We start from the raw sequence: 26,173 nt of genomic DNA on the forward strand, positions 1-26,173 counted from the left end.
GGCACACCCTGTCGAGAGCCCCTGAGAAGACCCTTTCCCCAACCTGTGATTTACCTGAGAAACACACAGGTCGCTCTCAAGCGGCGGCTGGGGAGGGGCTGGAGGTGGGCCCTGCGACTGGATCCTCTGGGGCTGGACCCTGCGGACCGGATCCTCTGGGGCTCAAGGTCTCCAACGCCGAGCGCCCCGCACCCGAAGGCCCTCAGAACAGCCCGTCCTGCACGCCCCCTTCGCGCCCCCTGAACTCCACCACCGGCACGGTCAGTTCACCGTCCGCGTCCACTGCCACCAGCTCCCACCCCGTCAGCAACCGTGTGTCGACGACCACCACCCCCCGTTCCGTCCGCAGATGCAGGTCCGGCCCCGCGGCCGCCACCAGCTCCCCGCTCACCGCTGCGCCCGCCACGAGTTCACCGACCGCGCCGACCGCGGGCGGCAGCCCGGCCAGCCCGAACACCCCGGCGTGGTCGACCGGTCGGCACGGCTCCGGGGCCAGCGACTCCGGCCAGCCGGCGAGCGCCACCGCACGGGCGTGCAGCTCCGCCACCTCGGCCGCCCGCTCCGCCTCCGTCTCCGGCAACGCGGAGCGCACGGCCCGCTTGTCGGCGTACGGGATGCGGTCCGGCACGCCCAGGGCCGCCCGGAGCAGCTCCTCCGTGCGCCGCGCCGCCATCAACGGACCGGCACCCAGCCAGCCGAAGCAGACCGCCCCCTGCTCCAGCAGCCGCGCCGAGCCCCGCTCAACGGCGGTGATGCCGACCTTGGTCATCCCGGGCCCGAACCAGGCCAGATATACGTGGTACGGCCGCGGGTCGTCGGCGATGGTGTCCGCCGCCACCGAGTGCGCCCGGTCCAGCCGCGCGCACTCCTCGCACCGCGCCCCCGTGCCCCGCCCCGGCACGGCCGCGCGCCGCGGACAGGGATGCCGCCTGGCTCCCACACATGTCCGCACTCCCCCTTCCGCGACCCCGAAGGCCACCCGTTTCCCCCAGGTCAGCGCGGACCGCCGACCCCCGTCCCAGACCAGCTCGGGCCCGTCCGCCGACCACCGCAGCCCCGAACATCGCCATGCCTGTGCCATCACCGTCGAGACTAGAGCCAGCCACTGACAACGCGGCCTGCACCGCTCTCACCTGTGGTTTCTATGCCTCGCCCCCAGCCCCCACGGCGGCCGCCTCCCGGCCCGGCACCGCCCCGGCGGAGGCCCGCACCACGCCCGGCGCCTGCGCCGGACGCCGCCCCCGCCCGGCCAGCCGGCACCCCCAGCAGTCGGGATGCCCCTCCCGTGCGCTCAGATCGCGCACCCGCATCCCCCACTGATCCCTGGGCCGGATCCCCGACGGCTTGCCCCAGCCGGTCAGATGGAGGACCCAGGTGACGAGGACGCTCGCCACCGTCACGGCGAACCCGCCCACGAGCAGCGAGGCCGACGTGACGCAGATCCCCGCCCCCAGCATCGAACAGCCGACGGTCGCGACCGCGGTCCCGATCCATCCGGCGAACGTATGGCCCTCGTCATACTGGCTCATGCCGCCTGCTCCTCCCGCTCCACTCCACACCACCCCCACTCCGACCGAGGGCGGCGGAACCCGGCACGTCGTGGGACTCCGAATCCCTTACGACGTGAGACTTTCATCAGCTAAATCTCTCACGAGCTAAGGTAAAACGGAAGATGTCAGCCACGCCACGCCCCACCGCCAGCCCCGCCCAGGCTCTGGAGGCGATGGACTCGCTCATCGCCGCCCATCTGCTCGGGCAGCAGGAGATGGCCCAGCGACTCGGGCTGAACATCACCGACCTGCTCTGCTTCGGCTTCGTGGTGAAGGCAGGCGACGACCTGCTCAGCGCGGGCGCGCTCGCGGAGCAGGTCCACGTCACGACCGGCGCGATGACCGGCATCCTCAACCGCCTGGAGCGCGCCGGTTTCGTCACCCGCCGCCCGGACCCCGCCGACCGGCGCCGCGTCAGGGTGGCCGCCGTCCCCGCCGCGCTCACCCGCGTCGAGTCGCTCTACGGCCCCTACTACGTCCGCCTCATCGAGCTGTTCGCCTCCTACTCGGCGGCCGAGATCGCCGTCCTGACGGACTGGTTCACCCGCGCGACCGGCCTCGCGCAGACGTACATCGACGAACTCCGGGAACAGGACGGCACCTGACCGGGGTACGTCACAGGACAGTCACACCCTTCACATGCTCTTCACACCCCGGCTCACGGAGCCTTACCGTCGCCCCATCCGTATCGCTCTGGGGGGACGACATGGCCAATCCGTACACCGCACCGCCGCCGCCACCCGCGCCCCGTCCGCCGGACACCCGCCCCCTCCGCCGGCGCAAGCGCGTCTGGCTCGGCGGCTCGGGCCTGTTCCTGGCGGGCCTTCTCGTCGCCGCCCCGGGGAACGGTGACGAACAGCAGCCCGTCCAGACGAAGGTGAAGGCGGCGCCGACCGTCACGATGACCGTGACGACCACGCCCGAACCCGGCCCGACGGTCACCGAGACGGTCAAGGCCAAGCCCAAGCCCGCCCCCACGGTCACTGTCACCCGGACGGCCACCGCAGCCGCGGCCGACACGGACAGCGGGAGCGGCAGCGGCGGCGGAGACAGCACCGGCACCTGCTCGATCGTCTCCAACTCGGGCAACTGCTACTCGGCGGGCCAGTTCTGCCGCAACAGCGACCACGGCGCCACGACGACCACCGCGGACGGCACCAGGATCAAGTGCGTCTACAGCGCGAACGCCTGGCGCTGGAAGTACGCCTGAGGAAACCCCAGCCCCTGTCGCGTCAGACGGTCTTGACGACGGTGCCGGCGCGTTCGAGGGCGGCCACCTCGTCGGCGGCCGCCGTGTCGTCGGTGACGAGGGTGTGCAGGGCGCTCGCGGGGCCGACGTACGCGTAGGCGGTGCGGCCGAGCTTGCCGCCGTCGGTGGCGACGACGGTACGGCGGGCGGAGGCGATGCCCGCCTTCTTCACCGCGGCGTCGTCGAGGTCGTACGCGGTCAGACCGTCGGCCGCGCTCAGACCGCAGCAGCCGATGACGGCGGTGTCGAAGCGCAGTGCGGCCAGCGAGGCGAGGGTGAGGGGGCCGGTCAGAGCTCCCTCGGCGGCGCGCGGCTGCCCGCCGGGCACCACAAGGGTGGCCGGGCCGGGCGTCTCGCCGAACACGTGGATGGCCTGCAGGGACAACGGCATCACGGTGACGGGCCGCTCGCGCAGGAGCCGGGCGACCTCCAGACAGGTCGTGCCGCTGTCCAGCAGGACGCTCTCGCCGTCGGCGATCAGGGCGGACACTTCGGCGGCGATCCGCCTCTTGACCTCGACCGCCTCATGGGCGCGCAGGGCGAACGGCGGCTCCTCGCCCCGGAGCAGCAGGGACCGCGCCCCACCGCGCACACGCTCCAGGACGCCTTGCGCGGCCAGGGTGTCGAGGTCGCGCCGGATGGTCATCTCCGAGGCACCGGTCAGCTCGGCGAGTTCCTGCACCGTGGCGCCACCGGAGTCCCTGACGGCCTTCGCGATCAGCCCGTGCCGGTCTGCGTTGCTCATACCGGGGATTGAACACCACCCAGAAATGCACACGCAAGACGTTCATTGCCAGCCCTTTCGAACATCCCAACTGTTCGTTACCGTTCTCGCCATGGAACGCTCGCTCCTCGGCGCCCGTGTGGCGACCTACGTCTACTTCGTCCTCTGCGGCACGCTGATGGGCGCCTGGGTGGTGCACATCCCGGCCGTCGAGGAGCGGGTCGGCGTCAGCCACGCGACCCTGGGCGGCCTGCTCGTCCTGCTCGGGCTCGGCGCCTTCGCGGGCATGCAGGTGGCCGGCCCGCTGACCGACCGCCTCGGCGCGCGCGTCGTGGTCCCCGCCACCAGCGTCCTGTGCGGCGCGTCCCTGGTGCTGCCCGCCCTCGCCCACGACCCATGGACGCTCGCGGGCGCCCTGCTGGTCTTCGGCTTCTGCAATGGCGGCCTGGACGTCAGCATGAACGCCCACGCCGTCCATGTGGAGAAGGCGTACGGCCGTCCCGTGATGTCGGGCTTCCACGCCACCTTCTCCGTGGGCGGGGTGGTGGCGGCCCTTGTCGCGGCCGGGGCGACAGGCGCCGGTATCAGCCCGGTCGTGACCCTCACCGGCGTCGGGGCGGTGAGCGTCGTGATCGCCCTGGCCTCGGCCCGTGCCCTGATGCCGGCCGCACCCGCCGCCGAAGGCACCGTCGCCGAGGAGGCGTCGCCGGCCTCCGGACGCCGCGGAACCGCTGGGCGCGTCTGGCTCCTCGCCGTACTCGCACTGATGGTCATGCTGTGCGAGGGCGCCGCCAACGACTGGAGCGCCCTGCACCTGAAGGACGTCCTCGGCGCGTCCATCGGCACGGCCGCCTTCGCCTACGGCACCTTCGCGGCGGCGATGACCACCGGCCGCCTCCTGGCCGACCGGCTCGCCGCCCGCTTCGGCTCGATGGCGATCCTGCGCCACGGCGCGGCCATGGCCGCCGTCGGCATCACGCTGGTGGCCTTCGGCCCGTGGCTGTGGACGGCGTTCGCGGGCTGGGCGCTCTTCGGACTGGGCCTGTCCGGCTGTGTCCCGCAGTTGTTCAGCGCGGCCGGGCACGCGGACCCGGCGGCGGCCGGCGCGAACGTCTCCCGGGTCGCCGGGCTCGGCTATGTCGGCATGCTCGCCGGCCCGGCGGTCATCGGCTGGCTGACCCACGTGGTCGCCCTCAACCACGCCTTCGTCCTGCTGACCCTGCTGTGCGTGACGACGGCCGTGGGCGCCGGGGTGCTGCGTCCGGAGTCACGGGTGGAAGCGCCAACGCCCCTCGGAGACGACGTCGACCTCGCCGCCGCGGACGCGGACGGCCGTGTCGTCGTCGATGAAGTAGAGGGGGAAGTCGGCCCGCGCGACGATGCGGTCCGCCCAGGCGTCGTCCCGTTCGGGGAAGTCCGGTGAGTACAGGTGGGGCTTGAGGTACCAGTCGAAGAGCCCGAACGGCGGCTTGAGCGTCGTCGCGCCGAGCACGTGCAGGTCGGCGGTGTCCCCGATGACGTCGGCGGAGTGCTCGTCGAGATGCCGACTGAAGATCATCGACCCGGCGCTGAGCCCGACGTAGACCCGGCTCTCCAGCGCCTCCAGGATGCCGTCGGCGAGGCCGTTGCCGGTGATGCTGCGCGCGAGGTGGTAGTGGTTGCCGCCGCCGACGTAGACGACGTCGGCGTGCAGCAGCCGGTCGAGCACCCGCTGCGGGGGCAGGCCGTTCAGCTCGAGGACGTCGAACTCCCGCCAGCCGAGCCCGTGCACACGGTTCAGATCCGCGAGGAACCACCCGTGGTCCCCGGGCTCGGCGAGCGACGCCGTGGGGATGTACACGACGTTCGCCGCCCCGAACGGGCGCCCCAGCATGTCCCGCAGGGCATCCCGCAACGTGTCGTTCCGCAGCCCACCAGCCGTCAACAGACAATCCATCACCCGACCCAAGCACGCCGCCCACACCAAGTGCAACGCACCCGCGCCCTCTAGCCGCCGCCCTCACACCCCGCGGCTGACGCCATGTCACGGCACCGCTGATCTTCATGGGCCTGCAACTGCGCACCACCGAAGACGACGACGCACACCAGGACGGCCATGACGCCCTGACTGACCACGGTGACCACGGCCCCGGCCCGCGCGGCGACCGCAGCCGCCACCACAGCCAGAATCCCGACTCCTCCGGCGGCGGCCAGGTAGGTCCACAGCGGATCGATCGTGGTGGTCCGCGCCGGATCGAGATCGAACCCGGACAGGAACCAGAGCCCGAAGATCACCACGAGGGCGACCAGCTCCAGCAGCACCAGACCGCAACCGGCCCCGATATCGGCCCCAAGGTCCGCACGCCGCCACGGCCCCGGCCCGGAGGTGGCATCGAAGGCAGGCGGAGCGGAGGGTAAATCCATACCCGCCACCTTGGCCGCTGCCACGAGCCCGGCGCATGAGTACGACTACTCAGCCGCACAAAGCCGGAGAACTACACGGCATCGATCTGCCAGGCGATCACACCGGTCGCCCCCTTGGCGCCGGCCACGTCGATACGCACCAGCTCGTCCCCGGTGAGCCGCTGCTGAACCGCCGACCCGTCGCACGGCACCGTGGCCATCGCACCCGCACTCGCCGGCTCGAACCGCAAGCGCGCGCTGCCGCTGCCCGCACAGACCAGGTGGAGCCGGTAGGTCATGGGTCATGACGTGGTTCCCCCGCCCGATGTGTACGCACCGCAACGCAAGAGGCCCCGGATCTCTCCGGGGCCTCTTGCCTGTGTGCACTCGGCAGGATTCGAACCTGCAACCTTCTGATCCGTAGGCGCGTGCACGGTCTCGACGGGTCACCCGTGTACTGCGACGCGTTGGCCCGACGGCTGCTTGCGGGTGTGTCGCCGTACGCGACTGTTCGCCCCTGTTGATGTCAGCGGCTGATGTCAGGCACGAGCTCCGGAACTGCGGCTTCGTCCAGCAAGCCGCAGGCCAGCATGGAGGGTTGGAAGGCGATCAACGGCAAGAAGCACCCCCTCCTGCCCGACGGCTACCCCTCGGGGGGAAAACGCGTATGCCCCCCGACCTGAGGTTTCCCGGCTGGCGGCTCTGACTCGACTGTCTACGTCGGTCGGTCGCCACCGATCGGCCTCGGGGCCCCTCGCACGGCCCAGAGACGGCCCAACGGCGGGGCCGCTCACTGAAATTCGGCCCGTTGAGGTGGCTACACACCAATCGAGCGCTCATTCCTGACGGCTCTTCAGCCCGTTCATGCAGGTTGTCGGCCATGTACCGGAAAAGTTCCCGGAGTTCAGCCAAGGCCGTGCGGTCTTCCTCACGCAATCCGCGCTGGCGATCATGCGAACTGCTTGGCATTCTGAATCTCGGCGACACTGCTCCCCCTCGTGACGGAGGGAGGATCGCGGACCAGGGCCGTCTGTGTCGTCAGGCCACACGCCGTAAGTCCCAGGGGATCTCCCGATCCGGAACCGACAACGGAAAGGAAATTCGAGAGGCGCAGTACCTCCACCCAAAAAGATCTTGCGTCGCAAGGGATCACGTCGAATGCGACCGCTGGATCTGAACAACACCGCTTGAGGCCAACGGGGCCGATCCGGTGAGGGAAAGAGGGGCTGGGCTGTGGACCTGCACGAGGTCATGGAGAAAGCGCACTGGGTAGTGATTGGGGTCGAATGGGCCCGGTGGGCTATACGCGGTTGGAGGTACGGCACCGCGAACACCAAGCCGTGCGAAAAGTGCTTCAAGGAGCTGCCGACCGACCCCGCCACCGACTTTAACGAGCAAGGCCCGAGGCTGAGGGTGCACGAGGCTTCCGTTACTCACTACCAGATCGGTGACATTCGCGTCAGCGTCGTTGTCGTGGTGGTGATCGACGAAGACCGGTAGGTGCAGCCGGTAGAGCTGAGGATGAACCTGATGGGGTCGGCTTCCCTGGAGCCGGCCCCATCGGGCTTTAGTGTGCTCAATAGCCGCTGCCGCTGCCGCAGCTTGACGAACTGCTGGAGCTGGACAAGGCGTCGCAGCCCGATGACGTCGCTCCCCCGGACTACGTGTCGGACAGGCTGCTTCGCTCACACGAGACCCCCGTGGAAGACCTCTTCAGCACACTGCTCAACGAGTTGGGCTTCCCTCAGGCTGCTGAGCCCACACCTGCACCATAAGAAAGGACGTCTGAAGAGGATGGGGCGTCCCCCGACGCGCTGCCGGCCAACCTACGTCCAGGATCTTGCTGGTAGCCATGCACGTATGCGGTAGAGCACGACATCATGCCTGTGAGGACCGCCATACTTCTGTTGGTGCCCGATCGGAGGATCTTGCACCCTAGGCCGACGAGTAACCCGGGGGACCAGTGTCGATCAACGTGCTCAGTCGCAAGCTCCTATGGGGTCGCGCTGGAAATCAGTGCGCCTTCCCCGCGTGTGTCCAGACATTGACGGCAGATTTGGGCACCGAAGATTCCAAGTTCCTGGCGACAGTAGGCGTAGTAATGGGCGAGGAAGCCCATATACGATCTGCACGCCCCGACGGCCCACGCTTTGACGAAACGTACGAGGACACCAAGTTGGATTCGTACGAAAATCTCCTCCTGCTGTGCCCAACACACCACACGCTAATTGACAAAAACGGCGGAGTCGGTTTCTCGGTGGCGCAACTCGAAGAGATGAAAGCGTCCCACGAAAAGCTCGTGACAGAGAGCTTGGGGGCGGAAGAAGAGTCGCAGCGCGAACTGTCGGAAAGAATGATCGCACTTCTCCTACTCTGGGAGCAGAAGATGCAGCTCGAAGAGTGGGAGACCATCACAGCCCAACTCAATGAGCCACTACCTGTTCTTGCTGACGCCAGCTACACCAAGCTGATCGAGGCTGGCGCTTGGCTTCTAAAGATGCGATGGCCCAATCGCTTCCCCCGAACCGTGCTGGCCTTTCGAAATCTGCATCACGTGATGACGGACCTCTTGAATCATCTCCAAAAATGCATGGAGTCGAGGAACGAATTCTTCTGGCAAATTCGCCGAAGCTATAAGGACATTGGCTGGGATCCCGACGCATACAAAATTCTATTTGCCGAGTTCCAGAATGAGAGATTTCTTCTTTATGTGCTCGTAATTGAGGCAACGAAAGCGATTAATTGGGTAATTATCGAGGCAGCTGACGAGGTTGATAAATTCTACCGCTTCGACCAAGGTCTGATTCTCATGCGGGATGGCGACGGAGTATTCAAGAGCTGGATGATGCGCATAGAGTATGAGGCCGACGAGTTGGCCGGCGAAACCCCTAAACCTCACCCGGGCAAGGATTCGATCGCCAGCTTCCTCGAAGAAAAGATCTCTATAAATGCGCATCACTTCGAGGGATATAATCTCGCGGCGCTTGTGCGGGAGGTCAAAACCGCTCTCTAGGGCAGTCGCTGCACACTCCTTGCACACCACTCTCCCCCGCTCCCATCCCGTCCGCCGTCGACCCACACACCGTGGAGCGGACGGGGTTCATGGCGTCCAGGTGGAGCGCACCACTGTAGAACGAGCCTTACGGCTCTCCATCAGAAGCGCAATACGCGCGCAATACGCAGCACGTTCAACCTCGTTCATTTCCATCCGCCCACCCAGTGCAGGAAACGGCGTCGCCCGGTCCCGAATGGGTTGAGCTAGATGGCAACTGAGACGGAGTTAGATGGCAAATCTCTACACCGACCAGCCGCTATCACCACTGACAGAAGGCGATAGCGGCATCGTCGCCGGACTTGTAGCGCGGCCATCGTCGCCCGGTGGGGTCGGTCGCTTCAACCTTCCGGACGGAAGAGATCAGCTCCTGCGGCCCTCCAGTGCGGAGCGTCGCGAAGACTTCCGACCAGGTCGCCATGCCGTACTCGGTGACCAGGCGCGAAGCGCCGTCGGAGAGGACGGCTGCGGCCTGCACGTCATGGGCCGGGAGGCTCCCCACGAGGGCGCGCGCTGCTGCCTCCGCATCGGAAGCGGCCACCCAGTACCCGGTGGGCGTATTGCGAGTCTGACGCTGAGCGGTGACCAACCGCCGGAGTGCTTCCCGATGCTCTGCCGTGTGGGTCTCGTACTGTTCGACTTCCGCCCGCAATTCGGGCAAAACCTTGTCCACCCGCAGGTCAGTGAGGACCGTGAACCCGCCGCCCCCTTCGAGCACGATGGGTGAGTCCGCCAAGACCAAATGATCCAGGAATCCCTCTCGTTCCCGGAGGATCGCGACCGTAGCTGAGGGCGTGCCGGGATTTCGAAGGTCGCACTCGGGGTGCAGCGCCGCCACCTGTTCGAGGGCATTCGCTAGGCCGACCGAGAGCGAGGTTCTAGCGTCCGCGAGTGCCGCGACAAGCTGACTGCCGAGGGTCGCCACGTACCAGGGCACGCCGTGGCAGCATCCCGTGTCCAGGCCCGCAGTGCTCAACCCGTCCAGCACAACGGCAAGAGTCGGCGTGCCAGCCACCCAATCCTCGTTGGGGGCGGCTCCACCAGGTTGGGTGTCGATGGCGACGCGCATGCTCAGCCCTCGTGTCGGTACAGCGGCGTAACGCGTCGGCTCTCCAGCACTTCCATCGTCTTGGGGTCGTAACGACAAGAGATCAGCGTGGAGAAGCGGCGCGTGCGGACTTCTCGGTAGATATCTGCCACGTTGTTTTCCAGGTAGTGAACCACCCCGTTTGCTCCGATGGCGTGGATGCCGGCGATGTAGAGGAACGTGCCCTTCCCGTCCAGGCGGGGGAGTCTGCCCAGGTACCCAAAGTCACCGGCCGACCCGTCCTCGTCCTGGGGTGACCTGTATTCCTTCCCCTCTCTCTGGTCCACCAGATGCCACGCCCGGTCCTTCCGAAACTGAAGGTTGTCGTCTCCTTCGAGGACCTGCGCCACGATCGGAGACAGGCGAGGACCACAGACGACGACATGGTTGTCCCGGTTGAGGTTGACGATGCCGGACGGCGGGATCACCTCGTACTGAGCGTCCAGCTTCATGCCGGCGAGCAACTTCCGAAGGTGCTCGAAGTTGTCGAGGTCTTCCCGCGTCACGACGTGGCTGGGGTTGTCGTCGGGTCCCTTGCCTGCCTCGTACTTCCCGCCGAGCGACACCGTGACCAGGTCCGTACCGAAGAAGGCGCGCTCTGGCGGCGGCCCGGCTGACGCGAGCTGTCCGACGCGCCCCCGGCTCACCCCAAGTCGCTTCGCGATCTCGGCTTGTGTCAGCCCGGACGCTTGCGCCTCCTCGATCGCCTCGCGGCGAACGCGGGACAGCTCGTTCACGTGGCTCTGATACCGCGCCATCAGGTCGATTGCCGCCTTGGCGCGGTCGACGGGGTCCGTGATCCCAGAGACCCGCTCCATGTCGTCGTGCACGACTCTCCAATCGTTCGCCTAGGGGGGCTATCAGACTCTATCGCGAGAGGGGGTTGCGCGCAGCTCCGGGTTTGCTTACCGTACCTATCAAGCGCAACGGCAACCCCCCCTAAGCAAGACGGGTGGAGGCTCGTCGTGACTACTTGACCTGCATTGATGCGCCCGGAGGAAAGCCCGCTGGGGTGAGTACGAAGGAAGCGATTGGTAGTTGAGAACTGCATAGGTGGGCCCCGCCTCCCCGAGTCGAAAAGGCGGACCGCGCGTCCAAGTCGCGCCTTGACCCTCGCGGCGTTCGCTGCGGCCGGTTGCCTCCGCTGCTCGTCTCGTACGAGCAGCGCTGAGGGGAGCCGGATCCACCGACTTCAACGGCGCGCGGTCCCGGTGCTCGAACACCGGGACCGCTGTTCGGGCCGTTGCCACCTGCAAGGGAGAACACGACCCAATGGACCACATCGTCACTGTTCAGGACGCTGTTACCGCGTTCGCCGACTTCATGGAGCCGACGGACGCGGAGCTGGACGCGATCGAGCTGGAGATGCCCGCAATCCTCGCGGACGTCGACCTGCTGGACGCGCAGATCGTCACCGTCGACCGCACCCCCACGGAGCTGGACGTGCGGCGTATCCGACGGGCCCGCCGCCGACTGCTGGCCGCGCTGGCCACCCAGGCCACGGACGTGCACCGGGGTGGCGCCGCATGAACGCTGTTCACATCCGTTCAGCCGAGCGAGCGCTGTCGGTCGGCACGTGGCTGATCGTGGCGGGCGCGATGCTCTATTCGATCCTCACCGTCACCCCGCTCGCCGCCGCGCACACGCCCGATCGGTGGGACTGGACGGCGCCCATCCTGCCCCTCGTAGTCGATGCGGCGGTGGTCATCGTGGTCCGCCTGGACGCGGTGCTCGCCCGGCTCGGGGGCAACGGCGGCAGGTGGCCTATCGCGCTGCGGTGGATGACCGGCTGCATGACGCTCGCCCTCAACGTCGCGGACTCCGCCCTGAAAAACGACCTGGTGGGCGTGGCCGTGCATGCGGTCGCGCCGCTGCTGCTGATCGTCACGGCAGAGACCGGGCTTGCCTACCGGCGCGCGATCACCGCCGCCGTGGTGGAGCTGGAGGCCAAGCAGCAAGCCGAGCGGGAAGCCCGTGAACGGGCCGCGATCGAGCGGCGCGAGGACGCTGCCCGGCGAGCCCGTGAGGAACGCGAACACGCGGCGGCACTGGCCCGTGAACAGCGCGAGCACGAGGCCCGCATGGTCCGTGAACAGGCTGAGCGGGAGGCCGCTGCACGGCGCGAGGAACGCGAGCGTGAGCAGGCCCGGGAGCGGGCTGAGCGCGAGGAGCGTGAACGCAAGGAGCGCGAGCGTGAACAGCTCCGAGCGGAGCGTGAACGCCGTGAACGGGAGGCCGCAGAACGCGCCGAAAGCGAGCGGCGTGAGCGCGTGGAGCAGGAGCGCCGTGAACGGGCGGAGCGGGAGAAGCGGGCCGCGCGTGAACGCGCCGCGCTGCTGTCCGGTGGCCCGGTGGCGGACAAGCTCCCGGAGGGCGACGCACGCGCGATCGTGGCCGCCGCGCAGGTCGAAGGTCTGTCGGTGCGTCAGGCTGCGGAGCTGTGCGGCTGGTCGGTCGGGTGGGTCTCTACCCGGTATGCCGAGCTGCGCGGGAGCGTCAACGGCGTCCCCGTTGACCTTGCCGGAACGAGTCACGGATGACTGCCACTCCGGTCGGCGGCTCGCTGCCTGTGTACCGGTGGCGGCTCGCCCCTGACGGTCTGGCCACCCGCAGGCAGCTCCGCGCGATGGGGCTGCGCCCTGGTGGTCAGGACGTGGCCGCCGAAGTGCAGCGTCCCCGCCGCAAGAGGGGCCCGCTGGTCGCCTACCTCTACCGCATCGACGTGGCCAAGCCCGTCCGGCCGATGACGCCGGGCCGGTGGGCCGCGCTCGCCCGGGCCAATCGCGCCCGCCGTATCTGCCCCGCGTGCCGGCGCGATGCCGGATACGTCATCCCCGCAGCTCTCGGCGCGTGCGTGCCCTGCGCCGACTCCAACTGACCTGGGAGGTCCCCGGTGGACTCCGACAACCTGCCCGTTCCCGGCGTCGTCCGTCTCCCGAACGGCCGTTACGTCTACAACGACCAGCCCGCCCACCTCAATCCGATGCCGCCCGTGCAGATGGCGCCGCCGATGGTGGTGCAGCACATCCACCACGCGCCCCCGGACCGCACGGTGCAGCGCATCGCGCTCGGTTCCGGCGTCGGTGCCGGGGCGGTGGCTGCCGGGGTCTACTTCGGCCCGCTGCTGGTCGGAGTGCTGACCGCGATGGCCGCCAATCTCGCCATCCTCACGCTGCTGGCCGTGGCCATGGCGTGGGGTGTAGTCACCGTCGTTCGCTCGGTCGGCGGCACCGACGGCAAGGCCGCCGCCAAGCGACTCGGCCGCAAGGGACGCTGACCGTTCCCGCCTCCCTGGAGGACGGAAGGCGTAGACGGCCCGTAGAGCGCTTGACCCCCTTCGCGTGTGGGTTATGACCCCCAGGGTCGTGAACGGCCAGCCAAGGCTCCGCCAGGGGGTTGCACGGCCCGTTTTTCCGGCGCTCTACGCGCGCGTGCGCGTAGGACCCCTACCCCTCCCACCGCTCAACTCTGCAACAGCGCAGGTCAGATGTGGTTGCAGGGGTTCAACCGGTGCTGTCGACGCAACCGACCGCACCGCTCCCTGCAACTCGGGCGGGCCGGTGACGCCACGCAACGGCGCACCGGCCCTCATCCACGGTCTTGAAGGGACCCATTTCGTGGACTGGAAGCAAGCATGGTCGACCACCGTCAACACCACCAACGGCGCGCTGGATGCCCTCGCCCCGGTGTGCGCTCCGTTCGCGACGCGCTGGGATCTTGAAGCCGAGCGGCGTAACAAGCTGCGCACCCCGGAGCACCTGAAAACCCTGATGGCCGCGCAGAAGGAACACAACGCGGCGCGGTCCACGCACGCCACCGCCAAGTCGCAGCAGCTCTCCGCGCGGGCCGCGTCGAACAATCCGTTCGCGGCCGGCCGCCGCGCCGCCCGCGTGGCGACCAAGGCAGCCGCCAAGCACGAGCGCGACACACGCGCCAAGCTCAAGGCCGCGCGGGTGAACTACCCGAGCACGCTCAAAGCCCGCGCTGTGCAAGTCCATTCGGTGCACGCCGTGCCGAGCGCGATTGCTTCCGCGCTGATGTCGACCGCGCACGTCACGGTCTGGCCTGCCGCGACGTCGGCTGTGCTGATCGGGGCGAACGTGGCCGCGCTCGCGCTCGGCCGGCGCAAGCTGCGGGTGCCGGTGGATGAGTCGCTGTCGTTGGAAGAGCGTCAGCTCATGGAGCGGCTCGACCCGTCGTACTGGGTCGAGCACGCACCCGACCGTGGCCTTTCGGGCACGGTCACCACGCCCCCGGCGATCGAGCCGGGCGGGATCCGCTGTGAGATCCGCCTGGACGGGCAGTGGACCGTCAAGACGCTGGCGGACAAGGCCGATTCGGTCCGTGCGCTGCTGGGTGCGCGGACCGCGCTGCGCATACGGATCACGTCCGCCTCGCGCGGCGGGTGGGCCGTTCTCACGCTGGCGACCCGGTCGGCAGCCGCGGGCGTCTCCTCGCAGTGGACCCCGGAGCGCATCCCGACCGACCCGCTGATGATGAGCCTCGCTCTGGACACCGAAACCGGGGACGAGGTCCTGGTCCCCTTCGATGAGCGACTGCTGGTGTCCGGCGCGTCCGGTACCGGCAAGTCGTGGTCGTTCCGTCCGCTCATGGCCACCGCCCACCTGCGCGGTGACCTGCTGCTCATCGACGGCAAGGGCGAAGAGGCCAACATCTGGGAAGCGGTGTGCCGCGTCGCCGTGGAACAGGACGAGATCACCAACGCGGTGGACGAGGCGCACGCGGAGATGACCCGCCGGAAGACCGACATGAAGCAGCGCGGGATCAGCGTGTGGGACGGACGTCAGCTCACCGTCGTCGTGGACGAGGGACAGGTCATCCTCGCCCTCATCAACAAGGACAAGGACCGCTTGCAGCGCCTCATCGAGCTGTCCTCACTGGGTCGCTCGCGCGGTGTCGTCCTGTGGTGGGCCACCCAGTACCCGCTCACCGACGGGGGCGCCCCGGGCGTGCACAAGCTGATCGCGCCGAACCTCCTCACCCGATTCTCGCTGCGAGTGGCCGGCACCACCCAGGCCCAGGTCGCCCTGGACGACTGCGCGCACTACGCGCCGCACCAAATCCCCGACGGCCGCGAGTACCGGGGACACGGCTACCTCAAGGGCTACGGGCCGCGCATGCTGCGCACCTGGACCCTGGACGACGCGGGCGTACGCGCCCTGCCCAAGTCGATCTGGTGCCCCGCAAAGCCCACGAGCGGGCAGGCGCCGCGCACGCCGCTGCACCTGGTCAAGGACACAGCCCCGCAGTCGACAGCCGTGAGCAACCGGGACAAGGTGCTCGCCGCCGTGCAGTCCGGGGCCCGCACCGCCAAGGATGTGGCCGACGCGACCGGCCTGAACAAGGGCACCGTCTCCCGCGAGATCAAGGCGCTCACCGCCAGCGGCGCCCTGCACCGGACCGCTGACGGCAGGCTCCTGCCCGGCCAGCAAGCGGCCTGACCACTCCTGCGCACGACAACGGCGGCCCCCATCCGACCAAGAACCGGGGCCGCCGCCAATCCAGCACGCTTACACCGAACTGGAGACCTCCAGCATGACCCAACCCACCGACATTCGGCGAGACGACCAGCGGCCCTTACTGCTGGACTTGTTCTCCTGCGCCGGCGGTGCCGCTATGGGCTACGCCCGTGCCGGGTTCCGCGTCCACGGCTGCGACCTCGCCGACCGGCCCCGCTACCCCTTCACCTGGCACCGGGGCGACGCGCTCGAATACCTCGCTCGCCTCATCGCAACCGGCGAGATCGAGCGCTTCACGTTCGTCCACGCCTCCCCGCCCTGCCAGGCCAAGAACACGCTGACCGTGGGCACCAACCGCTCTCGTGGATGGGGCGGCACGCACGTCGACCTCGTGGCACCGACCCGGGATCTCCTCGACAGGACCGGCCTGCCATACGTCATCGAGCAGCCCAACGGACAGGCTGAGATCCGCAAAGACCTCACCCTGTGCGGGGAGATGTACGGGCTCGGAGTCATCCGGCACCGCAACTTCGAGGTGAGCGGATGCACAATCGAGCAGCCCGCCCACATCCCGCACCGGGGCCGCGTGCGCGGCTACCGGCACGGCCGCTTCTACGACGGCCCGTACGTGGCCGCCTACGGCAACGGCGGGGGCAAGCCCACCGTGCCCGAGCTGCAAACGGCGCTCGGCATCGACTGGACGAACGTGCGTGAGGAACTGACCGAAGCCATCCCGCCCGCCTACAGCGAGCACATCGGCCGCGCCTTCCTCGCCACCCACACGATGGGGGTGGCGGCATGAGGGAGCACCTGCACACCGCCCTCGAACTGGCCGCATCCGGCATCCCGCCCCTGCCCCTGCGGGCGGGAAAGGTGCCGTTCGGCAACTGCCGACGCTGCGCCGACAACGCCTGCGGCGGCCGGCCGAACATGAAGACACCCGGGCCCTGCGCCTGCCCAGGGCCCTGCCACGCCTGGGCCGCCGCGACCACCGACCCCAACGTCATCACCTCCGGGCCCTGGCGCCGCGCATGGCTGCATGCCGAAGCCGTCGCCTACCACCCGGGCGGAGCCGGACTGACGGTCGTGGACCTGGACAACGCCGACGCGATCGCCTGGGCACGCGAGACCCTGCCCGCCACGCAGGTCGTACCCACCACCCGAGGTGAGCACTGGATCTACCTCGGTCGGATGCAATCCGCGAACGCGGTCCGGCCCGGTGTCGACATCAAGTCGACCATGGCTTACGCCCGTTGGCTCGGGTTCGGTACCGGCACCATGACCACCCTGCCGGATACCGTGCGCGCGCTGGCCGGGAAGCACCCGCCCGCCCGTCGCCCGTCGCCACACTCCGTGCCGGTGCCCGCGCAGTCCGGTGTGGGGCGGTGCCCGCACCGCTCGCCCGTCTTCCTGGAGCGCGGGATTGCCATGGCGGAGCAGCGCATCACAGCCGCTCGCAGCGCGGTCCACGCCACGGTCTACGGGGCGTTCCTCGCGGTGCTCTCCACGCATGGGCGGTGCGGCTGCCTCACCGACACCCACGTTGCCCGCCTATTCGCCGCAGCGCAGGCCAAGGGCGAGAGCCTGCGGCACTGCACCGACGCGTGGACCAACGCCCGCATCACGTTGGGACTGTGACCGTGTCTGACGACGAGAAGAACCCGGCCCGGCGGGTCATCACCGACTACGCACAGTCCCACTTCCGGTACTTCCGCACCGTGGACGGGACCGTGTACGCGCAGCGCACCGGCCACCCCGTGGCCCGTCCCATTCGCTCCCAGGGCACGACCGGGAGCCACCGGCAGGAACTCATGGTCGGCCTCTTCCGTGACGGGGTCGGCGTCTTCAACGGAACCGCCCTCAAGGAGGCGTTGGACTTGATCGAAGCGCTCGCCCTCACCGAGCAGGTGCAGCCCACCCACATCCGCGTGGCCCCTGGATTTGACGGGGCCACCTGGCTCGACCTCGGCCGCGACGACGGCCGGTCCGTCCGCATCCACCCCACCGGCTGGGACATCCGCGTCCCCGCCCCCGAGGAGGTGTGCTGGCGGCGCACCCAGCTCACCGGGGAACTCCCCGTGCCCGCCAAGGACACCGACGGCAAGGGGATCGACCTGCTGATGCGGCTGTGCAACTTCGCCGACGCCAAGACCGAGGCCCTGGCCCTCGCGTGGCTCATCGGCTGCCTGGAGCCGTCCGTGCCCGTCCCCGCCCCGTTCCTGACCGGCCCGCAGGGCGCCGGCAAGTCGACCGGCGGGCGGATGCTCGTGCGGATCATCGAGGGCATGACCGGCGACCTGCGCCGGGCGCCCAAGGACGAAGAGAACATGATCACGGCGGTGGCGGCCGGATGGATCACCGCCCTGGACAACCTCTCCCACCTGCCCCCTGACCTGTCGGACCTCATGTGCTGCGTCATCACCGGGGCCGAGAGCATCAAGCGTGCGCTGTTCACCGACGGCGACGTCGTCCGCGCCCGCTACCGCCGCCCGATGCTGCTGACCGGCATCGACGTCGGCGTCATCCGCCCCGATCTCGCCGAACGACTCCTCACGCTGCGCCTGGAACGTCCCCGGGTGCGGCGCACCGAAGCGGAGCTGTGGGCGGAGTACGCCGAGATCCTGCCCGTCGTCCTCGGCTCCCTGCTCGACCTCACCGTCAAGGTCCGTGCAGCACAGGCCGAGACCCCGACCGATCTGCGCATGGCCGACTTCGCCCACCTGTGCGCCCAGCTCGACGCCGCCACCGGCTTCGGGACGCTGGAGGCGTACCGGGCCAGCCTGGACGACCTCAACGACGACGTCATCGAGGGCGATCTTCTGGCGCAGACGGTTCTCAAGCGCGCCGAGGAACTGGACCCGGGCGAGGACGTGCGAATGTCGTCAGCGGAGTGGCTGCACGCCCTCAGCACCCTCTACAGCGGTGAGGAATGCCGCCCCTTGCCCAAGGGCTGGCCCACCACCGGCAAAGTGCTCTCCGACCGGCTGCGGCGTATCCAGCCCACCCTGGCCGCGCGGGGCGTCCTGGTCGACTGGGGCCGCACCAGCGCCGCCCGCTACATCGAGATCACCCGCCAGGCCCCGCCCCCGCCGTCCGAGCAGCAGACCGCGTTCTGACCGCCCGGACATGCGAACGGCAAGAGGAGCACGCCTCGCCGGGGGTGCTCCTCTTGCTGTCCGGCGGCGACAGCCGCCCTGCACAGGTCGCGCCGCGAAGCGGCCCATTCTTCAAGCCCTGAGCGGGCGTAAAGACCCACAGACACCACCCCCTTCTTTTTCCTAAGTAGGGAAGATCTGCGTCACTGCGTCACCACGGGCCCGACAGACGGCCCCCTACCAGCAGAAACAGGAGGTGACGCAGACGGTGAATCCTGCGTCATCCCGTGTCACCTGCGTCACCCCGTGACGAGCGCCCGCGTCTTCGGTGACGCAGGGCCCGCACCGCTGCGTCACTGGAAACCGCAGGTCAGACGCCTGGTTGACGCACGTGACGCGATGACGCAGAAATCCCCGCTTCGGACAGCACAGACGACCCCGCCCCGAGGAGATCTCGCGTGAGCATCGCCGTGCCCCCGACCCCTCAAGCGCTCAAGGTCCCCGAGGTCATGACTGCCCTGCGCCTCAGCCGCAGCAAGGTCTACGACCTGATCCGTTCCAAAGAACTCCAGAGCTACACGTCCGGACGCGCCCGACGCGTCCCTGTCGAGTCCGTACGTCGCTACATGCAGAACCGCATTGAGGAGACAGACTGATGGCCAAGCGCGCCAACGGCGAGGGAACGATCAGCAAGCGTGCGGATGGCCGATACCACGCCGCTGCTTACGTCTACCGCCCCGACGGAACCCGCACCCGCAAGTTCGTCTACGGCAAGACCCGCAGAGAAGTCGCGGACAAGCTCACGGAGTTGCAGGAGAAGACCCGCCAGGGCATCCCGGCTGCAGAGTCCACCATGTCGTTCGGTGACTACCTCACCTACTGGCTTGCCACCATCGCGCCGGCACGGCTTAAGCCGTCCACCCTGAACAGCTACGAGGGTCTGGCCCGTCTGTACATCCGTCCAGCCCTCGGCAAGAAGCGGCTGAACAGGTTGTCCCCGGCGGACGTGCGCCGGTTCCTGGCGGAGTTCAAGGACTCCTGCCTGTGCTGCCTGCGGGGTGCGGACAAGGAGCGCCCGGAGGAGAAGCGCTCGTGCTGCGCCGTGGGCCGCTGCTGCCAGCGTCGCCCGTCCGCGCGGACCGTCCAGTACATCCATGCCGTCCTTCGGTCCTCTCTCCAGCAGGCAATCCGAGAGGAACTGATCGCTCGGAACGTCGCCCGGGTCGTGGAGACCCCCACCGTCACTCGCAAGGAGGTGCGTCCGCTGGACGCCGCAGAGGCTCGCCTCATGCTGAAGACCGCACGGTCCCATCGTCTCTACGCCCTGTGGCTGCTACTCGTCTCGACGGGCCTGCGACGGGGTGAAGCGCTCGCCCTCACGTGGGGGGACGTTGACCTCACGAACGGTCAGCTTCGTGTCCGCCGGAACGTCCAGCGCATCCGGCGTGAGCTTATCTTCGGCACCCCCAAGACCACGCGTTCCATCCGCACGGTGTCTCTGCCGAAGCACTGCGTGAGGGCACTCACCCAGCACCGGGCCCAGCAGGAGCGGGAACGCACGGTGGCGGGGAAGAAGTGGCAGCCTACGCCGGGGCAGCCGAACGGCCTGATCTTCACCACGACGCATGGTCGCGTGACGGACCCGCGCAGCCTGAACAGGATGCTCACCATCCTGTGTCGGGACGCCGGAGTACGACGGGTGCGGGTGCACGACCTTCGCCACACGTGCGCCTCGCTGCTGCTCGCTCAGGGCGTGGACGCACGCACGATCATGGAGACGTTGGGCCACAGCACGATCACGATGACGCTCGACACCTACGCGCACGTAATGAGCACAACGCTCAAGGCCGCCGCCGATCGGATGGACGACGCCCTCGGCCTGGACGAGTCGCAGGAGGAATCAGACTGCGAGCAGGAGCAGGCCACCGAGGAGTGATCGGCGTTTCTGACTGCGTTGATGTCAGCCGTTGATGTCAAAGGCCCCCTGGAATCATCCCAGGGGGCCTTTGACCTGTGTGCACTCGGCAGGATTCGAACCTGCAACCTTCTGATCCGTAGTCAGATGCTCTATCCGTTAAGCTACGAGTGCTTGTTCTGTTTTTTCGCCGCTCCCGGCCCTTCCGGCCCGCTCGCGGCGACAGGAAGAACATTACATGACTGCCGCCGCCATGTGAAATCCGTTTGCCGCACCCCTTGTGAGCTGGGAAAACGCACTCGGACGGGGCTGAGGCGGGTCCCGTCGGCGTGATCGGTCCGGAACGCGGACAGGGAGCCTGGCTGAGATCAGCCGGGCTCCCTGTCGGAGGGCGGAGGCGGAGGGATTTGAACCCTCGATGGGCTTTAAGGCCCAAACCGCATTAGCAGTGCGGCGCCATAGACCGGACTAGGCGACGCCTCCAGCACAACCGCTCGCGCGAGCGCGATCGGTGCGTGCAGATGATGACACAGTCGAGCGTGCTGTCACCAATCGACCTCCACGGTACTAGGCACAGAGCCCGCAGGGCAAAGCTCTTCCCGGCGTGCTGCGCCGCGCAACGTACGGCGGGGCGCGGCGTTAGTCAGGGCATGTCGCAGGTCAAGCGTTCCGTCTCCGCCCGGCTGCTTCTCGCCGCCGGCTCGCTCCTCGCCGTCGGCTCCGGGACCGTCGTACCCGCCGCGGCACAGCCCCAGGGCTCCGGGGATCACCTCGTCGTCACGGTGCGCGGCACCGGTGCAGGGGACGGCACCCGCGAGCTGACCTGCCATCCGGCCGCCGGTGATCACCCCGACGCCGTCCGCGCCTGTGCCGCGCTCGACCGGGGGACGCGGTGGGGACGGGACCTCTTCGCCCCCGACGCGCCCGGCGGCCTGTGCACCATGCAGTACGGCGGGCCCGCGACCGCGCATGTCACCGGGACCTGGGCGGGGCGTCCCGTCGACGCCCGGTTCGACCGGGGCGACGGATGCGCGATCGCCCGGTGGAATCGATTCGTGCCGCTGCTGCCCGATGTGCGGGCGCAGGGCCTGGGCGTGTAGCGCGGCCCCGGGCCACGGGTTCTCCATACCGGACGCACCGGGTCCGTAAAGGTCCCGCGAAGGTGTCGCGAAGCCCCGCGGGGGTCCGGCGGCAGCCCGGTGGGACAAGGGTGCGCAGGCCGGAGGGACATCGGCGTGGGCGGTCATACGTTCTGGGTCACCGCCAGGTGCGACCTCGCTCTCATCCGGCGTCGCGAGCGCAACCCCAGCCCTTAGACTCCCTCGCGTGACACGCTGCGGGCCGATTGGCAAGATGGCCGGAGCGGTCGGCTAGGTGCGGTAACAGGGAGGAAGCGTCTCGTGAGCAGCAGGCCATCCCGAGGCGCTGCTCGCCTCGCAGCCATACTCGACGCGCTTCCCGATGCGTTGGTACTGGTCAACGCCAATGGGACCGTCGTCAACGCGAACACCATCGCCCTGGAGGCCTTCGAGGCGCCGGGCACCGCGCTGGTGGGGCGCGGGCTGCTCGATCTGCTGCCCGAGTTCGACTCGAAGCTCATCCCGGGCTCGATGCGCCGCCCCGACCACATGGACCCGCAGGGCCGGACCAAGCCGACCCGCATGATGGCCCGCCGGACCGACGGCACCGAGTTCCCGGTCGAGGTCACGTCCGCGAATCTGGAGAACGGCCAGCAGGCCTACGACGGCTACGGCTACAGCGGTGACGAGCTGCTGATGCTCGTCGTCCGGGACCTGACCGGCACCGTCGACACCGAGGCCGAGCTGGCGCGTTCGCAGCGCCAGACCGAGATGATCCTGCGCGCCGCCTCCGAGGGCGTCGTCGGCACCGACACCGACGGGCGGATCGTCCTCGTCAACCCGGCCGCCGCCCAGATCCTCGGATACCGGGCCAGCGACCTCGGCGGACGCGAGCTGCACACCCTCGTCGCGCACTCCCGCCCCGACGGCTCCCCGTTCCCGTACCAGGAGTCCCCGCTCGCCGACACCCTGCGCTCCGGGCGCAAGCACCGGGTGCGCGGGCAGGTGCTGTGGTCCAAGGGCGGCGACAAGGTGTCCGTCGACCTGACGACGGCTCCCGTGCGCGACGGCGACCAGCTCGTCGGCGCCGTGATGACCTTCACCGACCGGCGGCCGTACGACGCTCTCGCCGAGGAGAGCGAGGCGGCGCGCAAGCAGCACGAGGAGGAGCTGGAGCGCCTCGCCGAGGAGCACGCCTCCGAGCTGACCGCGCTGCGGCAGAAGCACGTCGCCGAGCTCGAGGAGCTGGAGGAGCGGCACGCCGAGGAACTCGCCGCCGGCGAGGAGCGCTACGCCGCCCTCGGGGAGCGCGAGAAGGACCGGCACGAGGCGCTGACCGTGCGGCACGAGCAGCTGCTGACCCTGCTCGGCGGTTCCCTGCGCGGCCCGCTGGACGAGCTGCGGCGCGAGCTGGCGGCCCTGGCGGCCGACGACGCGGGGCAGTTGTGGCCCGAGGCCAACCAGGTGCTGCACCACCTGTCCGCGGGCTACTCGCGGATCACGACACTGATCGACAACGTCCTGCGCTACCAGCGGCTCGACGCCGGGGCGGAGCAGATCCAGCGGACGAAGGTGATGCTCGACGCCGTCGTCGCGGCGGGTGTCGACGGCGCGGTCGAACTGATCGGCCCTGGCCGGGTGCAGTTCGCCGTGCACGCGCCGCCCATCGAGGCCGAGGTCGACCCGCAGCGTCTGGCGACCGCGCTGGCGCATCTCGTCGCGGACGTCGCCGGGGTCGACGCCACCGGCAACTCGCCGGTGTCGGCGGGCGGTTACCTGGACAACACCGTGGTCGTCGCGGCGGCCCAGCGCGGCGAGGTCGTCCGTATCGAGGTGCGCGGGCCGTACACCGGGGGAGACCCGGTGCACGAGCCGATCGTGCGCGGGATCGTCCGCGCGCACGGCGGTGTGCTGCAGACACACGAGGTGCCGGGGATGAGCGGCAGCGCGTTCGTCCTCGAGGTGCCCATCGGAGGTGGCGCGGGAGCCGTTCCGGCCGCTCCCGCCGCTTCCGACGAGGAGCCGGGCGGTTCCGACGACGCCGGGCAGCCTGGTGGCGGTGGGCGGCGCCGGGCCCGGCGGTCCTCCGTCGACGCCTTCCTGGAGAGCGACTCCCCCGCCGACGCCGAGGCGGCTGCCGGGGTGGAGAACGCCGCACCGACCGGACGGCGGCGCCGGCGCGCTGCCGCGCCCGCGCTCCCCCAGGCCGCCGCTGCCCCCGAGAACGTCCCCGAGGCCTCCGGCGGCACCGGACGGCGCCGTGGACGCCCGGCCGAGCCCGGTGCGGACGGTGTCTCCGAGGGTGCCGTCGTCATGGCCGGCGAGCAGTCCGCGGGCACCGCCGCCGCCGGGAACAACCTGGGCGGGACCGTGCCGCCGCAGGGCGTGCCCGCGTCCGGCGGACGCCGTGCCCGGCGCGACGGCGGGGAGCAGCAGGCGCTCGCACCCGCCCCGGCGCCCGCGCTGCCCGCGGCCGGTGCCGCCGCCCCGGAGCCCGCCGAGGACGCCCCGCAGCCGACCGGACGGCGCCGACGGGCGCTGGCCGCCGCCGCCGAACGGGCCGCCGCCGCGCAGGCCCAGGAGGCGGGCCCGCGCCAGGTGTTCGCGCTGCCGCCGGCCGACGCCGACCGCGCGCCCGGCACGGTCGCGGAACCGGCCGCCGCCGCGCAGGCCGCCGTACCGCCGCAGGCCGTCGACGAGGGACGGCACGACGCCGTCGCGCACGACCCGGCCGAGGACCACACCCCGCCGCAGCCGCACCCGACGACCGCGCCGACCGGACGGCGCCGGCGTGCCGTGGCCCGCCCGGCGGAGGAGGCCGCACCGGCCGTACCGAACACGCCTGCGGCCCCGGCTCAGGCCCAGGCCCAGCAGGCGGTGCCGCAGCCCGTCCCGGCCGCCGCCCCGGCTCCCGTGGCCGCCCCCGCCCCGGCACAGCAGCCCGTGGCTCCGGCCGCCGCCGCCCCGGGTGGGCCGCTGCCCGCCGAGGCACCGGCGCCGCAGGGCCAGGGCACCCCGGCGCAGGGCACGCCCGCACAGGGCGCCCCGGCCCCGGCTTCCGTCCCCCAGCAGTGGCCCGCCGCCGACGGCACCGCCGGGGGTGGCGCCGTACCGCCGCAGGCCGCCCAGCCGCAGGTGCCGCAGGGCACGCCCGCGCCCGGGACCCCACTGCCGCCCGAGGCGGCCGGACGGCCGCAGCGGGCCGCGCAGCCGTTGCCCGCCGAGGCGCCCGGCGCGCCCGTCGACCCCAACTCCACCCAGGGACGCGCGATCAGCGTGCGCACGCTGGGCCAGGGCGTGCCGTTCACCCGGCAGGCGGCCCAGGTGCAGCAGCCCTCGCCGCCGACGCCCCCGCCGCACCAGACGAACGGCGGCCGGCGCCGCAAGCTGGGCACGCCGCCCGACCCCGCCACCCGAGCCGGTGCCGGTGCGGCCGCTGAGCAGCCCGCGCGTCCGCATCCGCAGGCCGAGCAGGCGGCGCCCGCCGCGCCCCAGCCGCAGCCGTCCCCGCCGTCGGGGGCCGGGCAGACACGGCTCGCGCCGGTGACCGAGGCGGCCGGGCGGTCGTACGCCATAGGCGCCCCGGACGAGAACGCCGCCGAGGGGCCCGAGCCGCTGGACGGGCCGGGCGGGGCCGTCGAGGTCGCCGATCCGCCGCGTCCCCAGCCGATGGACGACGAGCTGCCCCCGGAGCCGCTGGACAACCCGCGGCGGCTGCTGGTGTGGCCCGCGCCGGACGTGACGACCCAGCAGGCGCTCAGCGACCGCGGCTACCGGCCCGTCATCGTCAACTCCCGTGAGGAGGTCGACGCGCAGATCGCCGCCTTCCCGGCCGCGCTGTTCGTGGACCCGCTGACCGGGCCGATCACCCGGACCGCGCTGCAGTCGCTGCGGCAGGCCGCGGTGGCCGCCGAGGTGCCGGTGATGGTGACCGCCGGACTCGGACAGGCCTCGCGGGAGGCCGCGTACGGCGCCGACCCGGCCGTCCTGCTCAAGGCGCTGGCGCCCCGGGACAGTGAGCAGCATCCGCCGCGGGTGCTGTTGATCGAGGAGCACGCGGAGATCGCGCTGGCGCTGACGGCGACGCTGGAGCGGCGGGGCATGCAGGTCGCCCGGGCGGCGAGCGACGCCGACGCGGTGGCGCTGGCCGGGGACTTCCGGCCGAACCTGGTCGTGATGGACCTGCTGCAGGTGCACCGGCGCCGGGCCGGCATCGTGGACTGGCTGCGCGCGAACGGGCAGCTCAACCGCACGCCGCTGGTCGTCTACACGGCCGCCGTCGACCAGGCCGACCTGCCGGGCCTGGCGTCCGGCGAGACGGTCCTGTTCCTGGCGGAACGCTCCACGAGCCCCGAGGTCCAGACCCGCATCGTGGACCTGCTGTCACGGATCGGCACGAACTGACCCGTGCCCCGCCTGAAGGGGCACGGGGAACTGCCCGACCAGCCACGACGGGCCCGCACCCGACCGCGAGCAGCACCCCCGAAAGGGGCGCGGGGAACTGCGCGACCGGCCACCCACAACCCGCAGCCGACCGACGACAGTTCCCCTACAAGGATC

At 70.1% G+C, this 26,173-nt stretch carries 24 protein-coding genes, 2 tRNA genes and 1 pseudogene; 17 read left to right on the forward strand and 10 right to left on the reverse strand.

The window, feature by feature from the left end; translation table 11 throughout:
- Positions 1 to 202 precede the first annotated feature (202 nt).
- Both DC008_RS16855 and DC008_RS16860 read right to left on the reverse strand, forming a co-directional pair.
- Positions 203 to 1,081 (reverse strand): DUF2797 domain-containing protein, encoded by an 879-nt coding sequence (locus DC008_RS16855; RefSeq protein WP_108707686.1) that lies wholly within the window; start codon positions 1,079 to 1,081, stop codon positions 203 to 205.
- Between the two features lie 61 nt (positions 1,082 to 1,142).
- The gene (locus DC008_RS16860) at positions 1,143 to 1,529 is read right to left on the reverse strand and encodes an HGxxPAAW family protein (RefSeq protein ID WP_108707687.1); all 387 of its coding nucleotides are present in this window, start codon (positions 1,527 to 1,529) and stop codon (positions 1,143 to 1,145) included.
- A 143-nt stretch (positions 1,530 to 1,672) separates the two neighbouring features.
- Between DC008_RS16860 and DC008_RS16865 the strand changes: the two genes are divergently transcribed.
- Together DC008_RS16865 and DC008_RS16870 are read left to right on the forward strand one after the other, a co-directional pair.
- Positions 1,673 to 2,155 carry a MarR family winged helix-turn-helix transcriptional regulator gene (locus DC008_RS16865; RefSeq protein WP_108707688.1) on the forward strand — a complete coding sequence of 161 codons (483 nt, stop codon included), beginning with the start codon at positions 1,673 to 1,675 and terminating at the stop codon, positions 2,153 to 2,155.
- A gap of 101 nt (positions 2,156 to 2,256) precedes the next feature.
- Positions 2,257 to 2,760, forward strand: a complete 504-nt coding sequence (locus tag DC008_RS16870) for a hypothetical protein (RefSeq protein ID WP_108707689.1) — start codon at positions 2,257 to 2,259, stop codon at positions 2,758 to 2,760.
- Between the two features lie 22 nt (positions 2,761 to 2,782).
- Here the strand turns inward: DC008_RS16870 and DC008_RS16875 are convergent, their stop codons facing one another.
- Positions 2,783 to 3,544, reverse strand: coding sequence for a DeoR/GlpR family DNA-binding transcription regulator (locus tag DC008_RS16875; RefSeq protein WP_108707690.1), 762 nt, complete (start codon positions 3,542 to 3,544; stop codon positions 2,783 to 2,785).
- Between the two features lie 91 nt (positions 3,545 to 3,635).
- Here DC008_RS16875 and DC008_RS16880 point away from each other — a divergent pair.
- Positions 3,636 to 4,793, forward strand: a pseudogene (locus DC008_RS16880) (MFS transporter); the annotation flags it as partial.
- On the opposite strand, the gene DC008_RS16885 reads toward DC008_RS16880, so the two are convergent.
- The 3 genes from DC008_RS16885 to DC008_RS16895 all read right to left on the reverse strand — a co-directional run bounded on the left by DC008_RS16885 (position 4,791) and on the right by DC008_RS16895 (position 6,204).
- Positions 4,791 to 5,459: a Type 1 glutamine amidotransferase-like domain-containing protein gene (locus tag DC008_RS16885; RefSeq protein WP_108707691.1), complete on the reverse strand. Its 669-nt coding sequence runs from the start codon at positions 5,457 to 5,459 to the stop codon at positions 4,791 to 4,793. The pseudogene DC008_RS16880 and the gene DC008_RS16885 sit on opposite strands and share 3 nt — an antisense overlap.
- A 50-nt stretch (positions 5,460 to 5,509) precedes the next feature.
- On the reverse strand, positions 5,510 to 5,926 hold the full coding sequence (locus tag DC008_RS16890) for a DUF6234 family protein (protein WP_108707692.1): 417 nt from the start codon (positions 5,924 to 5,926) through the stop codon (positions 5,510 to 5,512).
- Positions 5,927 to 5,997: 71 nt separating this feature from the next.
- A complete protein-coding gene (locus tag DC008_RS16895; protein WP_108707693.1) occupies positions 5,998 to 6,204 on the reverse strand; it encodes a hypothetical protein in 207 nt (68 codons plus the stop codon).
- Positions 6,205 to 7,138: 934 nt separating this feature from the next.
- Between DC008_RS16895 and DC008_RS16900 the strand changes: the two genes are divergently transcribed.
- Positions 7,139 to 7,405: a hypothetical protein gene (locus DC008_RS16900; protein ID WP_108707694.1), complete on the forward strand. Its 267-nt coding sequence runs from the start codon at positions 7,139 to 7,141 to the stop codon at positions 7,403 to 7,405.
- A 601-nt stretch (positions 7,406 to 8,006) separates the two neighbouring features.
- On the forward strand, positions 8,007 to 8,918 hold the full coding sequence (locus DC008_RS16905) for an HNH endonuclease signature motif containing protein (protein ID WP_164492319.1): 912 nt from the start codon (positions 8,007 to 8,009) through the stop codon (positions 8,916 to 8,918).
- Positions 8,919 to 9,219: 301 nt separating this feature from the next.
- On the opposite strand, the gene DC008_RS16910 is transcribed toward DC008_RS16905, so the two are convergent.
- Both DC008_RS16910 and DC008_RS16915 read right to left on the reverse strand, forming a co-directional pair.
- A complete protein-coding gene (locus DC008_RS16910) occupies positions 9,220 to 10,026 on the reverse strand; it encodes a protein phosphatase 2C domain-containing protein (protein ID WP_164492320.1) in 807 nt (268 codons plus the stop codon).
- A gap of 2 nt (positions 10,027 to 10,028) precedes the next feature.
- On the reverse strand, positions 10,029 to 10,874 hold the full coding sequence (locus tag DC008_RS16915; RefSeq protein ID WP_108707696.1) for a sigma factor-like helix-turn-helix DNA-binding protein: 846 nt from the start codon (positions 10,872 to 10,874) through the stop codon (positions 10,029 to 10,031).
- A 442-nt stretch (positions 10,875 to 11,316) separates the two neighbouring features.
- On the opposite strand from DC008_RS16915, the gene DC008_RS16920 reads away from it, so the two are divergent.
- From DC008_RS16920 to DC008_RS16965, 10 genes are all read left to right on the forward strand, one after another.
- Entirely contained in the window at positions 11,317 to 11,574 is a 258-nt protein-coding gene (locus DC008_RS16920) for a DUF6284 family protein (RefSeq protein ID WP_108707697.1), read from the forward strand.
- Positions 11,571 to 12,584 carry a DUF2637 domain-containing protein gene (locus tag DC008_RS16925; RefSeq protein WP_108707698.1) on the forward strand — a complete coding sequence of 338 codons (1,014 nt, stop codon included), beginning with the start codon at positions 11,571 to 11,573 and terminating at the stop codon, positions 12,582 to 12,584. Before DC008_RS16920 ends, DC008_RS16925 begins: the two co-directional genes overlap by 4 nt.
- On the forward strand, positions 12,581 to 12,922 hold the full coding sequence (locus DC008_RS16930) for an RRQRL motif-containing zinc-binding protein (protein ID WP_108707699.1): 342 nt from the start codon (positions 12,581 to 12,583) through the stop codon (positions 12,920 to 12,922). Before DC008_RS16925 ends, DC008_RS16930 begins: the two co-directional genes overlap by 4 nt.
- Positions 12,923 to 12,937: 15 nt before the next feature.
- Positions 12,938 to 13,321, forward strand: coding sequence for a DUF6251 family protein (locus DC008_RS16935; protein ID WP_108707700.1), 384 nt, complete (start codon positions 12,938 to 12,940; stop codon positions 13,319 to 13,321).
- A gap of 340 nt (positions 13,322 to 13,661) precedes the next feature.
- Positions 13,662 to 15,506 carry an FtsK/SpoIIIE domain-containing protein gene (locus DC008_RS16940; RefSeq protein ID WP_108707701.1) on the forward strand — a complete coding sequence of 615 codons (1,845 nt, stop codon included), beginning with the start codon at positions 13,662 to 13,664 and terminating at the stop codon, positions 15,504 to 15,506.
- A gap of 94 nt (positions 15,507 to 15,600) precedes the next feature.
- Positions 15,601 to 16,326 carry a DNA cytosine methyltransferase gene (locus DC008_RS16945; protein ID WP_108707702.1) on the forward strand — a complete coding sequence of 242 codons (726 nt, stop codon included), beginning with the start codon at positions 15,601 to 15,603 and terminating at the stop codon, positions 16,324 to 16,326.
- A complete protein-coding gene (locus DC008_RS16950; RefSeq protein WP_108707703.1) occupies positions 16,323 to 17,162 on the forward strand; it encodes a bifunctional DNA primase/polymerase in 840 nt (279 codons plus the stop codon). The genes DC008_RS16945 and DC008_RS16950 overlap by 4 nt, the downstream gene beginning before the upstream one ends.
- A gap of 2 nt (positions 17,163 to 17,164) precedes the next feature.
- Positions 17,165 to 18,640 carry an ATP-binding protein gene (locus DC008_RS16955; protein ID WP_108710733.1) on the forward strand — a complete coding sequence of 492 codons (1,476 nt, stop codon included), beginning with the start codon at positions 17,165 to 17,167 and terminating at the stop codon, positions 18,638 to 18,640.
- Positions 18,641 to 19,077: 437 nt separating this feature from the next.
- Positions 19,078 to 19,275: a helix-turn-helix domain-containing protein gene (locus tag DC008_RS16960; RefSeq protein WP_108707704.1), complete on the forward strand. Its 198-nt coding sequence runs from the start codon at positions 19,078 to 19,080 to the stop codon at positions 19,273 to 19,275.
- Positions 19,275 to 20,555: a tyrosine-type recombinase/integrase gene (locus DC008_RS16965; RefSeq protein ID WP_108707705.1), complete on the forward strand. Its 1,281-nt coding sequence runs from the start codon at positions 19,275 to 19,277 to the stop codon at positions 20,553 to 20,555. Before DC008_RS16960 ends, DC008_RS16965 begins: the two co-directional genes overlap by 1 nt.
- 80 nt (positions 20,556 to 20,635) lie before the next feature.
- On the opposite strand, the gene DC008_RS16970 is transcribed toward DC008_RS16965, so the two are convergent.
- Together DC008_RS16970 and DC008_RS16975 are read right to left on the reverse strand one after the other, a co-directional pair.
- Positions 20,636 to 20,708 (reverse strand) — tRNA-Arg (locus DC008_RS16970).
- A 218-nt stretch (positions 20,709 to 20,926) separates the two neighbouring features.
- A tRNA-Ser gene (locus DC008_RS16975) sits at positions 20,927 to 21,017 on the reverse strand.
- A 167-nt stretch (positions 21,018 to 21,184) separates the two neighbouring features.
- On the opposite strand from DC008_RS16975, the gene DC008_RS16980 reads away from it, so the two are divergent.
- Both DC008_RS16980 and DC008_RS16985 read left to right on the forward strand, forming a co-directional pair.
- Complete coding sequence (locus DC008_RS16980) at positions 21,185 to 21,634, forward strand: SSI family serine proteinase inhibitor (RefSeq protein WP_108707706.1); 450 nt, start codon at positions 21,185 to 21,187, stop codon at positions 21,632 to 21,634.
- A gap of 300 nt (positions 21,635 to 21,934) precedes the next feature.
- A complete protein-coding gene (locus DC008_RS16985) occupies positions 21,935 to 26,017 on the forward strand; it encodes a hybrid sensor histidine kinase/response regulator (protein ID WP_108707707.1) in 4,083 nt (1,360 codons plus the stop codon).
- Positions 26,018 to 26,173: the final 156 nt, after the last annotated feature.

Source organism: Streptomyces nigra, assembly GCF_003074055.1.
In the GTDB taxonomy this organism is placed as follows: Bacteria; Actinomycetota; Actinomycetes; order Streptomycetales; family Streptomycetaceae; genus Streptomyces; species Streptomyces nigra.

Bases quoted from the DNA above. Each gene is read 5' to 3' on its own strand.
- DC008_RS16930 (WP_108707699.1), top strand. From the start codon at position 12,581: ATGACTGCCACTCCGGTCGGCGGCTCGCTGCCTGTGTACCGGTGGCGG.
- DC008_RS16965 (WP_108707705.1), top strand. From the start codon at position 19,275: ATGGCCAAGCGCGCCAACGGCGAGGGAACGATCAGCAAGCGTGCGGAT.
- DC008_RS16980 (WP_108707706.1), top strand. From the start codon at position 21,185: ATGTCGCAGGTCAAGCGTTCCGTCTCCGCCCGGCTGCTTCTCGCCGCC.
- DC008_RS16875 (WP_108707690.1), bottom strand. From the start codon at position 3,544: ATGAGCAACGCAGACCGGCACGGGCTGATCGCGAAGGCCGTCAGGGAC.
- DC008_RS16885 (WP_108707691.1), bottom strand. From the start codon at position 5,459: ATGGATTGTCTGTTGACGGCTGGTGGGCTGCGGAACGACACGTTGCGG.
- DC008_RS16855 (WP_108707686.1), bottom strand. From the start codon at position 1,081: ATGGCACAGGCATGGCGATGTTCGGGGCTGCGGTGGTCGGCGGACGGG.
- DC008_RS16925 (WP_108707698.1), top strand. From the start codon at position 11,571: ATGAACGCTGTTCACATCCGTTCAGCCGAGCGAGCGCTGTCGGTCGGC.
- DC008_RS16905 (WP_164492319.1), top strand. From the start codon at position 8,007: ATGGGCGAGGAAGCCCATATACGATCTGCACGCCCCGACGGCCCACGC.
- DC008_RS16945 (WP_108707702.1), top strand. From the start codon at position 15,601: ATGACCCAACCCACCGACATTCGGCGAGACGACCAGCGGCCCTTACTG.
- DC008_RS16870 (WP_108707689.1), top strand. From the start codon at position 2,257: ATGGCCAATCCGTACACCGCACCGCCGCCGCCACCCGCGCCCCGTCCG.
- DC008_RS16895 (WP_108707693.1), bottom strand. From the start codon at position 6,204: ATGACCTACCGGCTCCACCTGGTCTGTGCGGGCAGCGGCAGCGCGCGC.
- DC008_RS16910 (WP_164492320.1), bottom strand. From the start codon at position 10,026: ATGCGCGTCGCCATCGACACCCAACCTGGTGGAGCCGCCCCCAACGAG.
- DC008_RS16920 (WP_108707697.1), top strand. From the start codon at position 11,317: ATGGACCACATCGTCACTGTTCAGGACGCTGTTACCGCGTTCGCCGAC.
- DC008_RS16865 (WP_108707688.1), top strand. From the start codon at position 1,673: ATGTCAGCCACGCCACGCCCCACCGCCAGCCCCGCCCAGGCTCTGGAG.
- DC008_RS16950 (WP_108707703.1), top strand. From the start codon at position 16,323: ATGAGGGAGCACCTGCACACCGCCCTCGAACTGGCCGCATCCGGCATC.
- DC008_RS16860 (WP_108707687.1), bottom strand. From the start codon at position 1,529: ATGAGCCAGTATGACGAGGGCCATACGTTCGCCGGATGGATCGGGACC.
- DC008_RS16890 (WP_108707692.1), bottom strand. From the start codon at position 5,926: ATGGATTTACCCTCCGCTCCGCCTGCCTTCGATGCCACCTCCGGGCCG.